14 protein-coding genes and 1 pseudogene are annotated in these 13,420 nt (G+C 48.5%); 10 read left to right on the forward strand and 5 right to left on the reverse strand.

Annotated elements, in window-relative coordinates:
• Position 1: 1 nt before the first annotated feature.
• The 5 genes from NC980_RS05350 to NC980_RS05370 all read left to right on the forward strand — a co-directional run bounded on the left by NC980_RS05350 (position 2) and on the right by NC980_RS05370 (position 3,373).
• Positions 2–358, forward strand: a complete 357-nt coding sequence (locus NC980_RS05350; RefSeq protein ID WP_190377747.1) for a KH domain-containing protein — start codon at positions 2–4, stop codon at positions 356–358.
• A gap of 90 nt (positions 359–448) precedes the next feature.
• Positions 449–1,399, forward strand: coding sequence for a PhoH family protein (locus NC980_RS05355; RefSeq protein ID WP_190377748.1), 951 nt, complete (start codon positions 449–451; stop codon positions 1,397–1,399).
• A 1-nt stretch (position 1,400) separates the two neighbouring features.
• Positions 1,401–1,586, forward strand: coding sequence for a hypothetical protein (locus NC980_RS05360; protein WP_242027051.1), 186 nt, complete (start codon positions 1,401–1,403; stop codon positions 1,584–1,586).
• On the forward strand, positions 1,579–2,949 hold the full coding sequence (locus tag NC980_RS05365) for a GH1 family beta-glucosidase (protein WP_190377750.1): 1,371 nt from the start codon (positions 1,579–1,581) through the stop codon (positions 2,947–2,949). Before NC980_RS05360 ends, NC980_RS05365 begins: the two co-directional genes overlap by 8 nt.
• 7 nt (positions 2,950–2,956) lie before the next feature.
• The gene (locus NC980_RS05370) at positions 2,957–3,373 is read left to right on the forward strand and encodes a hypothetical protein (protein ID WP_190377751.1); all 417 of its coding nucleotides are present in this window, start codon (positions 2,957–2,959) and stop codon (positions 3,371–3,373) included.
• Here the strand turns inward: NC980_RS05370 and NC980_RS05375 are convergent.
• Positions 3,370–4,083: a hypothetical protein gene (locus tag NC980_RS05375; RefSeq protein ID WP_190377752.1), complete on the reverse strand. Its 714-nt coding sequence runs from the start codon at positions 4,081–4,083 to the stop codon at positions 3,370–3,372. The genes NC980_RS05370 and NC980_RS05375 overlap by 4 nt on opposite strands.
• Before the next feature lie 157 nt (positions 4,084–4,240).
• Here NC980_RS05375 and NC980_RS05380 point away from each other — a divergent pair, with 157 nt between their 5' ends.
• From NC980_RS05380 to NC980_RS05400, 5 genes and pseudogenes are all read left to right on the forward strand, one after another.
• Positions 4,241–4,987 (forward strand): sirohydrochlorin chelatase, encoded by a 747-nt coding sequence (locus NC980_RS05380; protein ID WP_190377753.1) that lies wholly within the window; start codon positions 4,241–4,243, stop codon positions 4,985–4,987.
• Between the two features lie 118 nt (positions 4,988–5,105).
• Positions 5,106–5,894, forward strand: a complete 789-nt coding sequence (cobA, locus tag NC980_RS05385; RefSeq protein WP_190377754.1) for a uroporphyrinogen-III C-methyltransferase — start codon at positions 5,106–5,108, stop codon at positions 5,892–5,894.
• Between the two features lie 336 nt (positions 5,895–6,230).
• Positions 6,231–6,469 (forward strand): annotated as a pseudogene (locus NC980_RS05390) (hypothetical protein).
• Positions 6,462–6,803, forward strand: coding sequence for a type II toxin-antitoxin system RelE/ParE family toxin (locus NC980_RS05395; protein ID WP_190377755.1), 342 nt, complete (start codon positions 6,462–6,464; stop codon positions 6,801–6,803). Before NC980_RS05390 ends, NC980_RS05395 begins: the two are co-directional and overlap by 8 nt.
• Positions 6,804–6,977: 174 nt before the next feature.
• A complete protein-coding gene (locus NC980_RS05400; RefSeq protein ID WP_190377756.1) occupies positions 6,978–7,916 on the forward strand; it encodes an RluA family pseudouridine synthase in 939 nt (312 codons plus the stop codon).
• Positions 7,917–7,999: 83 nt separating this feature from the next.
• On the opposite strand, the gene NC980_RS05405 is transcribed toward NC980_RS05400, so the two are convergent.
• The 4 genes from NC980_RS05405 to NC980_RS05420 form a co-directional block, all read right to left on the reverse strand.
• Complete coding sequence (locus NC980_RS05405; protein WP_190377757.1) at positions 8,000–9,142, reverse strand: endo-1,4-beta-xylanase; 1,143 nt, start codon at positions 9,140–9,142, stop codon at positions 8,000–8,002.
• A gap of 57 nt (positions 9,143–9,199) precedes the next feature.
• A complete protein-coding gene (locus NC980_RS05410) occupies positions 9,200–9,991 on the reverse strand; it encodes a WecB/TagA/CpsF family glycosyltransferase (protein WP_190377758.1) in 792 nt (263 codons plus the stop codon).
• Positions 9,992–9,996: 5 nt separating this feature from the next.
• Positions 9,997–11,340 carry a glycosyltransferase family 4 protein gene (locus NC980_RS05415; protein WP_199298599.1) on the reverse strand — a complete coding sequence of 448 codons (1,344 nt, stop codon included), beginning with the start codon at positions 11,338–11,340 and terminating at the stop codon, positions 9,997–9,999.
• Positions 11,341–11,693: 353 nt separating this feature from the next.
• On the reverse strand, positions 11,694–12,752 hold the full coding sequence (locus NC980_RS05420; RefSeq protein WP_190377759.1) for an NAD-dependent epimerase/dehydratase family protein: 1,059 nt from the start codon (positions 12,750–12,752) through the stop codon (positions 11,694–11,696).
• Positions 12,753–13,420 lie beyond the last annotated feature (668 nt).

A 13,420-nucleotide genomic window follows, 5' to 3' on the forward strand; every position in this document is an offset into this window, starting at 1 on the left:
TGTGAAACCTGTAACTCCAGACTACGCCGGACTCATCCGGTTTCTTGTTCAACCTTTTCTAGAAACGCCCAATGCTCTACGAATCGACTGTGAAGTCTTAGCCAACGGTTCGAGAATTTGGGTGCGTTTAGCGTTTGAAGAAACCGACAAAGGGCGCGTGTTTGGGCGCGGTGGGCGAAATGTTCAGGTAATTCGGAGCGCGATCGAGGGGGTTGCCAAAGCTGCGGGACAGACGGTGAATTTAGATATTCACGGGAGCGGTCAGCCTCGAGAGAAAGGCGACTCAGAACGTCCGCCCCGTCCCCAAGGTCGCCCCTCGCCGCGAGGAGATGCACCCCGACGACCGACCAGAAATTAATCGATTAAGGCATCTCATCTGTAGATGCCTTTTTTGCTGGGACAATTGTGAATGTCCTAGACTAGAAGCAGAATCCTTATTTGGTACTGCATGGAAACATTTACGCTGCCCCTGCCAAGTCCTGAAAGCGCGATCGCACTCTCTGGCGATCGAGAAGACAATCTGAAGATTCTTGCCCGTCAGACTGGAGCTACGGTTGTGCTGCGCGGGCAGGAGTTGATGATTACGGGAACGCCGAATCAGATTGAGCTAGTCAAGGGGTTAGTCGGTTCGCTAGAGTCTTCTTGGAGCAAGGGACAGGCGATTTCAAGCGTCGATATTCTCACGGCGCGTCATGCCTTGGATACGCATCAAGAAGGCGAGCTTCAGACGATTCAGCAGGACGTATTGGGGAAGACGCGGCGCGGTGAAGCCATTCGGGCGAAGACGTTTAAGCAACGGCAGTATATTCAAGCGGTACGATCGCGCGATTTAACCTTCTGTATCGGGCCTGCGGGAACTGGAAAAACCTATCTCGCTGCGGTTTTGGCGATTCAAGCGCTGTTATCGAATCAGTATGAGCGCTTGATTTTGACTCGTCCAGCGGTGGAAGCCGGAGAAAGACTAGGGTTCCTACCCGGAGACTTGCAGCAGAAGATCGATCCTTATCTGCGTCCCCTGTACGATGCACTGTATGAGTTTGTTGAGCCAGAAAAAATTAGCGGCTTGATGGAGCGTGGGATTATTGAAGTGGCACCGATCGCGTATATGCGAGGACGCACTTTGAACAATGCGTTTATTATTGTGGACGAAGCGCAAAATACAACGCCAGCGCAAATGAAGATGTTACTGACTCGGCTTGGGTTTAAATCCAAAATGGTTGTCACTGGAGATTTGACGCAAACAGATTTGCCAATGCATCAGGAATCAGGATTGGCAATGGCGAATCGGATTCTGCAATCGATCGATACGATCGCATTCTGTACGCTCTCCAAAGCTGATGTAGTCAGACATCCACTGGTGCAGCGAATTGTAGAAGCTTATGAGCAGTACGAGAAGTAACATGGACACGCTCAATGTGATTCTCAAAGTGATGGGCATATCGTTGCTGGTGTCGATCTCAATTAAGTATCTAGCTCCTTTTGCAGCGATCGAACCCACCTTATTTAATGTATTGTTTGCTGTGTTATCTCCTGCATTGATTTTAGCAACCGTACTTTTATTCAAGTTCTCACGCAATCATGGTTAGCCATCGGTTTCCAACGGGCTTTGAATGGGGTGCTGCAACTTCGGCATATCAGATCGAAGGAGCGGTTAAGCGAGACGGACGAAAACCAAGCGTATGGGATACTTTTAGCGCCAAGCGGGGCAACACCTTTCGAGGGCAAACAGGCGCGATCGCTTGCGAACATTACGATCGCTACGAAGAAGACATTAAATTGATGGCAGAGTTGGGCATCAAGAACTATCGCTTCAGCATTTCTTGGTGTCGGATTGTCCCGGATGGACGCGGTGCAGTCAATGAAGCTGGAGTCGATTTCTACCGTCGATTAGTCGATTGCCTGTTGGATCACGGGATTACCCCTTGGGCAACACTCTTTCACTGGGATAGCCCCCAAGCGTTGGAAGACCGATACGGATCTTGGCGCAGTCGCGAAATGGCGCAGGATTTTGCAGAATATGTGGGCGCGATCGTAGCTCGATTGAGCGATCGGATCACGAACTGGATGACACTGAATGAAATTACTTGCTTTACGCACTTAGCCTACGCGGTGAACAAGAAGCCGGAAATGGCTCCAGGAACGCGGGTAAAGTCGCTGAAAGAAGTCTGGCAAACCTCGCATCATGCGTTGTTAGCACATGGATTAGCGTGCCAGGCAATTCGAGCAAATTCAGCGCGATCGTCGATCGGCTTAGTCGATAACTTTGGAGTCACTGTGCCCATCATCGAAGCACCGGAACACATCGAAGCTGCAAAAAAAGCCTTTCCCTATCACTTTCGCAATGGTGGAATGATTTATCCCGCATTAACAGGTGAATACCATCCAGGCTTTCTGAAACAGTTAAGCAATGATGCTCCAGACATTCAATCCGGTGATTTAGAAATCATTCATCAACCTTTAGATTTTCTTGGTCTAAATATTTACACCGGCGCTTACATTCGTGCTGCGGACAATTCACAAGGCTGTGAATGGATCAATTTTCCCAAAGGCTATCCGCTATTACATATGCCTTGGTTACATCTTGTTCCAGAGTGTTTGTATTGGGGGATTCGGCACGTTAGCGAAACCTTAAATCGTCCGGATCTCAAACTTTTCATTACCGAGAACGGCTGTGCTGCTCAAGATGAATTAACCAATTCTGGCGAAGTGTTTGACATCGATCGTATTCTCTATCTGCGTCAGCATCTTCAAGGCGTTCATCGAGCTGCGAGCGAAGGTTATCCGATCAGCGGTTATTTTGTCTGGAGCTTACTGGATAACTTTGAGTGGGCATGGGGATACGATCGGCGATTTGGCATTACCTATGTCGATTACAAAACCCAGCGACGGATACCGAAATCAAGCTATCACTGGTACGCTGAGTGTATCCGCCAAAACCGCATAGTTTAGCGCCTGTATGAAGAAATTTCCCTGGTTGTCTGCATCTCTGCTATTTGCGGCATATGCCACATTCGGAAAATTAATCATCTCCACCGCCTACCTTTGGACATCGCTTGCTTCTGCTGCAAGTCTCGGTGTAGTTCTGGCTCTGATCTTGATGCACCCGCTTACCAGCTCGGAAAAAATGCTGACCAAGTGGTTTAAGTCAGACACGGTTGCCTTTGCTTCATTGTTGGCGATCGCAGCGTTTGCATCGATTCTGCTTAACTGGTTTAAGATTTTTGTACCGATCATTATGGTGCTAAGTGCGGAATCCTTGGTGCGGTTGGACTTGCAAACGGCTGAATATACTCAGCACCAAGCTCTAATCATTCTCGTGGTCGTCGCGTGGCTGGGACTCGGGCTCGGTTGGGTGTTCGCAACGTTTGCTTAGCGAGCATAAAACAGTCGAGCATCCATCCTGCCGCGATCGCGCAAATACCGCACCATTCGTTCTGCTTCCCCCTCATCTGAGAAAGGACCCACTGCGAGATGCAATCCAAGCGGGCGATTGCGAATCCTGACCGCAGACTGAGAGATGCCTAGACGAATGGCTCGATTGCGATGCTCCTGCACCTCGAATTGATTGCCGGGGACGACCGCATAATAGCCCCGTTGCGGGTTTCCGGGCTGAGAAAGTCCCCCTGTAATTTGGGCATAAATTCCCTGAGTAGATAAGCGTGAAACCTGCTGCCGAGCATTCACCTCATTGTTGAATATCCCTGCTTGAATCACTCTGCGTCCACCAGCATTTTGAAGAAAAGCGTCCGGCTGAATCACTCGCACCCGCTGCAAGACAAATGAACTATCGCTATCCACGAAAACGCGATATCGACCGCTCACAGGCGCAACGGGATTGACGGGACTCACGCCTGGAGCCGTGTAAATCCGTTCATCGGGAGCAACATTGATGGGGGCTCGCGGTGGGAAGTCTGGGCTAGTTGAAGGAAGCGGCGCACTAGGAGTGGTAGGAATGGGGGGGACATTCGGCGGCGGGGGGAGTCTCTGCGCTTGAGCAAAACTAGATTCAACTGATAGGCTCACGACGGCAACGCTAAGCTGTACAGCAGTTCTAATCCCGATTTGTTTCAATTGAACTCGCATAGATGCCCAAGCGACAAGATAAAATTTCGGTCAGTGTAGCACGCAGCGTCTTGATCAATTCACTTTTTATCTCTGTTTAAAGATTGCTTGTGTTGAGGATGCAGCAGAGCCGCTAGAATGTTACTTAACTTTACATTTGTAGATTGAGGCTTGCATTTTGCGTTCTGCCTATCTTCTCGTTACGCATGGAAGTCGAGATATTCGTCCCCAAGTGGCGATCGATCAACTGCGCGATCGCTTAGAACAACGGTTATCTGTTCCGGTAGGAGCGGCTGTCCTAGAATGCGCCCCAACTGCGCTGCATGAGCAAATCGAGGAGTTTAGTCGCCAGCATGAAAGCGTTTCGCAGATTCAGATTGTGCCGCTGTTTCTGCTGCCGGGGGTTCATGTAATGGAAGATATTCCCACGCAAATTGCGATCGCTCAGTCTCGGATTGATACCAAACTTCAAATTCTGCCGCATCTAGGAACTCATTCTGGAATGGCAGAGGTTCTTGCTTCAAGACTGGCTGAGTTTCCCGCTGATGCTCGAATTCTGATGTCTCATGGCAGTCGTCGATCGGGTGGGAATGCGCCCATTGAAGAAATTGCAAATGCGATCGATGCGGTTTCTGCTTACTGGTCAGTTGAGCCGAAATTAGAAACACGCTTGCTTGAGCTAAACCAGCAAGGATGTCACAGAATTGTGATCTTGCCGTATTTTCTATTCTCAGGCGGGATTACAGATGCGATCGAGCGATCAGTTCAAGCTTTTTCCGAAGAACATCCTGACCTCACGCTGCAATGGTTAGCTCCATTTGATTTCTGTGAAGATTTGCTGCGGTTGATTACGGATTTTATTACGGTGCAATCTTCAGCCGAATTGAATTGCGCAACCGAAAAATCAGTCCCTATTCTGAGATAAAGCGTGGCGAAATTTACAAATTTTCCAAACGTCATGTATCGAAAGTAGCACATTTAAGCGGCTAGACTGATTACTGTGAGGTACTCAGTCTTCACTCGTTTTCTTAATCTTCCTAACGATGACTACAACAAACACAGATTGCAGCGGTAAAGTCTATCTCGTCGGTGCGGGGCCAGGTGATCCGGGGTTGCTGACTCTAAAAGGAAAGGCTTTACTAGAATGCGCTGATGTGGTCGTTTATGATGCCTTGGTGAGTGAGCCAATCTTGGCAATGATTAATCCGATCGCCGAACGCATTGACGCAGGAAAACGACGCGGACGGCACTCGATGGCGCAAGAGGAGATTACGCAGTTATTAATCGAAAAAGCTCAAGAAGCGGCAATCGTTGTTCGGTTGAAGGGAGGCGATCCGTTTATCTTTGGGCGCGGTGGCGAAGAGATGACGGATCTCATTGCCGCAGGAGTTTCTGTGGAAATGGTTCCCGGAATTACCTCTGGGATTGCGGCTCCAGCTTATGCAGGCATTCCGCTGACGCATCGCTCGTACAGTTCATCGGTGACATTTGTAACCGGACACGAAGAAGCGGGAAAGTATCGCCCTGCCGTAAATTGGGGCGCGATTGCGCAGGGGTCAGAAACGATCGTCATCTATATGGGTGTTCACAATTTGCCGCACATCATTGAACAATTGCATCAAGCGGGGATGAGTTTAGCAACACCGATCGCAATGGTGCGTTGGGGAACTCGCCCAGAGCAAGAAGAATTGATTGGAACGCTGGAAACGATCTGCGCTCAGATGGAGTCTGCAAATTTTGGTGCGCCTGCGATCGCGGTGATCGGGAATGTTGTCAATCTGCATGAAATTCTGTCGCAGTGTCGCCCACAATTTCTAGATGTGAAATTCTAGCCGTGAAAAGTAATCCTGCGTAATTGAGGGGATTTATAAGCTTTTTGTCACAAGGCATTAAACTCAAAAGCACCTACAGGGGTCATCAGGAACTATTCGAGTCTATCTTGATGATATTGCTCAATTCCTAATTTGGGATGCACCAGAATCAATCCAGCAAAAGATTAGAAACAAGGTTGAAGAATCCCATCAAAAGCGATCTCAATCGAAACAACTGCTAGAACTTGCTAAAACAGGAGTAGAACGAGCGATCGAGACCGACGAAGAAAGCGCGATCGCCTGGATTAATCAGCAGATTGAAGTATTAGATATCAACTTGACCTAGCTGGAGGCGCAATGAAGGCACTAAAAGTCATGGCAATGATCGATATCAAGGACAATTATCCTTAGATCAACCACTTCTACAAGAAAAGAACAGCCGTGTAGAAGTAATTGTTCTCATTCCAGAAGAGACAGACATAGAGGATAAATCTAAAGCAGAACTGTTAGCTGATTTTCGGCAAGCTTGGCATGAAGCAATGACCGGACAAACAATTCCAGTCAGCCAGCTTTGGGAAGGGCTTGAGGATGACTGAGCAACCCTTGATTCAAGTTCAAGCTTCATCTACATTCAAACGAAATCTGCGGGACTTAACCAAGAAATATCGAAAAACTTCAGCAAGGAGAGCAAACAGGAGATCAAATACCGGGAGTGGCTATCCAGTCTTCAAACTCAGAGTCCGGAACAGTGATACTCAGAAAGGGAAAAGTGGTGGCTATCGCTTAATTTATTACCTCAGAACAGTAACGGGCATTATTTTGCTGACCATTTACACAGAATCCGAGCAAGCCGATATTGCCGCAGAAGACATCCGGAGCATTATCTCAGAGTATGAGAAACAATCGCTCGAAGGCAAGGAAAATGATTAGATAAGAGCTAGGACTTGCTAAAACGGGAGGAGAACGAGCGATCGCAGAAGGTGAAACAACAGAACAGATTAGTCGCGAGAGCATTTTTCAGATTCTGGAACCGCAACCGTGAAAGCTGAAGCCTGGATTGAGAGCGTAAGATAGATTATGACTGTCTAGGCGAGTGAGACAAAATTGATTCAGTTTTATGTTGAAGAAAGCGGTGAGCGTATCGACCGATATCTCGCGGAGCAGCTTCCCAATCTGTCACGATCGCGCATTCAAAAATTAATCGAACTCGGTCACGTTCAAGTCAACGGCGCACTTTGCAAATCAAAAAAAGCAGAAGTCGAAGACGGTGATTTGATTCAGATTGAACTACCCGAAGCACAACCCTTTGAACTAAAACCAGAACCAATTCCGTTAGACATTTTGTATGAAGATGATTCATTGATCATTGTAAATAAAGCTGCGGGAATGGTCGTACATCCATCCGCCGGACATGAATCAGGAACCTTAGTGAATGCGTTGTTAGCGCATTGTGAAATGCTACCAGGAATCAATGGGGTACAGCGTCCTGGAATTGTGCATCGATTAGATAAAGACACCACAGGCGCGATCGTTGTCGCGAAAACCGAGCAAGCCTTTCATCACCTGCAAGAACAATTCCGTACTAAAACGGCTCGACGAGATTATTACGCGATCGTCTACGGTGCGCCAAAACAAGAGAGTGGAACCGTTGATCAACCGATTGGGCGGCATCCAGTTGATCGCCAGAAACAAGCGATCGTTCCCGAAGAAAAAGGCGGAAGACGCGCAATCACCCATTGGCAAATCAAAGAGCGCTTAGGAAACTATACGCTGCTGCAATTCGAGCTAGAGACCGGAAGAACACATCAAATTCGAGTGCATAGTGCTTTTATCGGGCATCCAGTCGTGGGCGATCCGGTTTATAGCTCTGGTCGATCGATTGGGGTCAATCTTCCCGGACAAGCCCTTCATGCTTGGCGGCTGCGATTAATTCATCCTGTAACTGAGAAGTGGGTCGAAGCGATCGCGCCTGTTCCCGCTTATTTTACAACTTTGTTAGAGGTACTGAGAAAACGGGCGTTGCTAAATAGGAGTATGAATTAGGCGGGAACCAGCACATCCTAAAACTTTAGGTACCTCAAGCGTGTGTTCTCGCCCTTGACAGAATTCACTACAAGGGGTTTGATCTAACTCCGTTTAGGTGCGGCATCAAAGGCACGAGCGATCGCATTCCAAGCTGGCTTCCGACCTAAATTCTCATCGTATGGTAATGGACGGATAGCTAAACCATCCTTACGGGGGTTAGTCTCAGTCAGCCAAGTGTAGCGATCGCTAAGTCCCCAAGTCATCACGGCAACCACAGCAGGTTCATCAAGTACCACTGACAAGTATTCTTCATAAGTACGCGCAACGCTACGATCGCGCAGTTCCCTATCTGGGGGAAGATTCTGATCTTTTACGTCCATCTCTGTAATCAGAATTTTTAGACCCAGGCTTGCCACATCACTGAGAAACCGCCTCAACTTGTTGGCGTTAAATCGCGTTTCCGCAGCATCTAAGTGTGCCTGAATGCCGAGGGCATGGACTGGAATCTTACGCGACTTGAGATCCCGCAGCAGAGCCAGTACCGCCGATCGCGTCCGCTCATCTTCGGGCTTCTCATATTCGAGTGCCGTGTCGTTATAAACTAGCATCGCTTTCGGATCGGCTGCTGCTGCTGCTCGAAATGCAATATCAATGTAGTCCTTGTCGAGCATCGTCAACCACGGAGAAGTTTGAAGCCCATCTGACCGCCAACTTGGAATACCCGCGATCGCTTCGTTCACGACATCCCAAGAGTGCATCCGTCCTGCATACCGTTTCATAACCGTTGTGATGTGTCGGGTAAGGACTTGCTCAGCATTCCGGCTAGTTACACCTTCTAGCCAGTCTGGATTGAAATGTTTCCAAGCTAAGTTATGTCCCCGAAACAGTATGTTGTTCTGCTGAGCATAGTCTGCCATCCAATCTGCTTGTGTAAAGTCATAGCGATCCGATGCAGGGCGCAAGGCTCCCCACTTTAGTTCGTTCTCAGGAACTAAAATGCCGCAAGTCTCAGCAAAGAGCTTAGCGAACTGCGGATCTTGTTTCAATGAAGAATAGCTTGCGGCTGAACCATAAATCAGTCCTTTTGCGGCTGCCCGTTGCTTTAGCTGCATCTCCCCGGTCATAGAAAAAGTTTGTTTCGGATTGTCCGATGCGCGAACGGGTTGTCGCTCAATTCCAGAGCATCCTGCTGCTGCAACTGCTCCTAAACCCAGTTGTAGAGTGCGCCGTCTTGAAAGGGTCATACACGCTCTCCTAAGAATCGCTTGGCAATAGGGAATTAATTCTGATGCAAATCGCTATCACTTCTTCATGCCTAACCGTCTTTTCAAGGCTTCAGCCAAAACCCGTGAGAAAAACAGTGGATTCCCCAAAATATATCGCTGCCAAAGCTGTCCTGGTTTTGTCACCAGTCGCGTTAACCACTCAAATCCCATGTCTGTTAACCAGCGCGGACCGCGATAGACTGTGCCGGTGTAGAAATCAAGGCAGGCTCCCAGGGGCAGAAACACACGGGTATCGACGCGATCGTAGTTATCAACAATCCAGCGCTCCTGTAGCGGCATCCCAAACCCAATGTACAAAACATCGGGCTGAAAGCGATTAATCTGCTCGATCACCGCATCGTTTTCCGCACCGACTTTGCTGAAGTAGCCATGATGTCCCCCAATTTTAAGATTCGGTGCGACCGTCTTGAGCTTGGCGATCGCCTGATCGGTTACGCCTGGCTTGCCTGCCAGCAAAAATAGCGACACGCCTTGCCGCTCACAAGCTTGGGCAAGCGACTCAATGTAATCTGGGCAAGTCATGCGATGACACGAACAAAGATCATAGCCATTGAGCTTTGCGCCGAGGATGACTCCAAAACCATCGCAAAACACCAAATTTGCCTGGTTGATGAAGCGACGATACCAAGGCAGCGAACATGCAAAGTTCATGCCGCGCACGTTGGTATGGGCAACGACTGTTTTCTGATTCCACTGAGCAGCTTCAACAATATACTCAATTAGCTCATTAACCGTAAGCTTGTGAAATTTTGTGTTTAAGAGGCGGACTTCCCCGAAGCGCTGGTAGGGTGAAACTGTAGAATTCATAAGATTTATGAGTTGCTGAGTTGCGAGTAATCGGATGCTGGATTCGCAAAACTGCGATCTCTACGCGAAGAACTGCGCTGTAGACATTGAAAGATTTGGCCGGCGAACTGCTCCGCTGTATTGCGATCGGCGAACTGCTTTTGCTGTACCGGATCACATAACTCGCTAGGAATTTCCAGCAGATAGCGAGTCATTCCCTTGGCAATTTCATCTGGCTGCGTTGAGTCAACCGTGAGTCCTAGCTGATAGCGTCGAGTCAGCTCTCCCACTAAGCCGAAATCTGAGGCAAGCACGGGCTTTTGTGCCGCTGCCGCTCGGACAACGATCGCGCTCATACCAACATGTCGTTGGTAAGGCACTAAGACGACATCAGAAATTTGAAAATAGGGATGAATGGCTTCATCTGGCACAAATCGATGCTCGGTGATGATCTGAATCGGCTTGGTTGTAGATAATTCAGCAATTCGCGCTTCAAGCTGTTGGGGTTCTTCCATTGGCCCCACTAACAACAGGGTCATTCGCTGACACAAGGCGGGGGGTAATAGCGCGATCGCGTCAAGCACTTGACTTAACCCTTTGCGGCTGCTTAGCGCTCCGAACAGCAAAAATACCGTTCGATTCGGTTGAATGCCTAGGCGCGTTTTTAGTTGCTCATACTCACTCTCAGCATAGGTATATCGCTGAACTGGATCAGGCAGATACACAGCCTTAGTGGTGCCATAGACCTGATTGATATACTCCACCGCAAACGGATCGAGGCAGAATAGGGTTTGCAGATTCGGGTAAAGTAAAAACCGAGCTAGGCAGACGCGATCGCGCCACTGCCAAGCACTCTCTTTGCCTTCAGGAACGTAGTTTGGAAACGTCCCATAGTGCAGAATCGGTCGAAAGTAGATCGCACTCACCGGACAAGGCAAGGTCACCTTCAGCGCCAAGCGCAGTAAAACTGTATCCAAATACATCACAAAGATATGCGTCGTCCCTAGCGAGAGTGCATACTGACGTAACAAGCGCCACTCCTGAAATGCTCGAACAATCCGACCGCGAAAGGAATGTGCTAAATCAAAGCTGTTGAATAGCGCCGCTTCTTCAGCCTCGGTAATCGATATAAATCGGACTGTTGAGGAGGATTCAGCCAGCTTGACAATGTTGTGATGCTGCTGGATAAACTTTGGCGAAACTAGCACGTCTAGCTGTCCAGGCAGATTGTGCTGACACCAGTACCTGACGAGATGCTGAATATAGCCAGGGTGATGTCCGCGAGTATCGAGTTCAAACAGCAGGAACCGCTCCTGATCCCCGTTTCGCCCTCGATTTGCAATGGGGTACATTGCCTGTGTTTCTAACATAACCAAGCGCCTCAAGTTCCGTAGCGTTTTAATTTGATCAACGAAGCCTAGCAAGAAGCATGAGTCACTGCAATGCAAATTCAACGCATCGCTCAAACTCGAAAAAGGGTTAAATAGATGTTTCGGGGCGACGCAGCGATCGCGAGGTCTGTCCTGAGCAAATCTTTTGTCATAAATTCCCCGTCAACTGACACGCTGACTAAGACTAAATCAATGCAACCCTAAATGTAGTTAGACAAGCTTTCGTGTGTGATATTCAGATCCAGCCTGTAGCGACTCTGCCGCTTTCTAGCAATGAAATTCTGGAAGCTGGAGCATCCAATTGTTTATCATTACGATTTTTCGGTGTAAGGCTACACCAGTGCTGCTAAGCGATCAGACTCTGCGGCAACCATCTCCTCGAAGATGCTCGGCAAGCTGCGCGTGATTGTCCAGTTGGGGAAATGCGACTTCATTTTCCGCAGGTCAGAGATGTAGCAAATGTGATCGCCAATACGATTTTGATCCACATAGACCCAGTTCACTTTCCGACCGCTGATCGACTCCACCCAGTCAAAGGCTTCGAGGATCGAAACGCTATTGTCGCGTCCGCCGCCCAAGTTATAAACCTCGCCCGGTTTCGGATCATTGCGAAAAGCTTCAAAGGCTTGGATAACATCGTAACTGTGAATATTATCGCGGACTTGCTTACCTTTATAGCCAAAGACTTTGTAGGTGCCGCCCGTCAGTGCAACTTTCACCAAATACGACAGAAATCCATGCAGTTCAACTCCTGAGTGCGACGGACCCGTTAAGCAGCCGCCTCGGAACACGCCAACCTTCATGCCAAAATACTGTCCGTATTCCTGTGCTACCACGTCGGCTGCCGTCTTCGATGCACCAAACAGGGAGTGCAGGGTACGATCGATGCGGCAGGTTTCAGCCACACCGTGATAATCCTCTGCGTTAGCGTAGTCGTACCGCTTTTCAAGCTCTGCGCGGGGAATCTCATTGGGGGAATCGCCATACACTTTGTTGGTACTCATGTGAATGAACACCGCTTCTGGGGAGAACTGGCGAGTGGCTTCGAGCAGATTGACCGTTCCAAGCGCATTCACTTCAAAGTCCAAGAGGGGGATCTGGCAAGCTTTATCGTGTGAGGGCTGAGCCGCACAGTGAATAATCAAGTCAAATGTATGTTCTTGGAACAATTCAAATAAGCGATCGCGATCGCGAATGTCGATGCTGTAATGTTGAAACTGAGCAGTATTACCTTGCAGTCGCTTGAGGTTCCAGAGGGTGTCACCCTGAGCGCCGAAGAACTTGGCTCTCATGTTGTTGTCTACGCCGATGACCTGATGACCAGCGCGATCGTAATATTCCACTGCTTCCGAACCAATCAAGCCACTAGAGCCAGTAACCAGTACTTTCATGTAATCAATTCTCGTTTTGCTGATAACGTTGCTAGATGGACGCAATCTAGATGATTTTCTCAGCCTGAATCAAGCAAATATCCGCAATTTCACCGTTTCTTTAAAGTTAGTAAAATAGTGCAATCTATAGAAGAACTGGCTCAAAAAATATGGCGTTTCTTATCGCTTGAAGCCGTAACACCCTGAGTTAACGATCGGTCTACCTCTACAGTTTCGACAGTTTAAGCCATTAAAAAGTCGGTAATTGCTCATCTGGAGAGGGTTTGAAGCGCTATGACATTCAGTACGCCAAGTCGGATTGGCTCATCCTGCGCTAAAGGAGCAGTACCCTACCTCCAGCTCTATTCAGGGGCTACCTCCTCAAGGATGTTCAAAACGATTTGAATTTTGAGCGGAATACCGTATCGACTTCCGTAAATTTATCTAATCACTCCCTCATATCACGGATGACTGCGTAAAGTTTAAGTGAAGTCACCCTAGCGTGTGCTTGGCTACTTTGTCTTCGCTGTACTAAGATGCAGTCCAGGCAACGAGAGGCAAAGCTGATACAAAGTCTTCAGTAATGATACAAGCATCAATCCAGCGTTCAAGCACCTACCTCCTAAACACTGTTACATAGGAATACGGATGTTTGAACAGACTGAATGTTGAGTTGATGCTTGATGCAG

Source organism: Leptolyngbya sp. AS-A5, assembly GCF_039962495.1.
Taxonomy (GTDB): Bacteria; Cyanobacteriota; Cyanobacteriia; order Leptolyngbyales; family Leptolyngbyaceae; genus Leptolyngbya.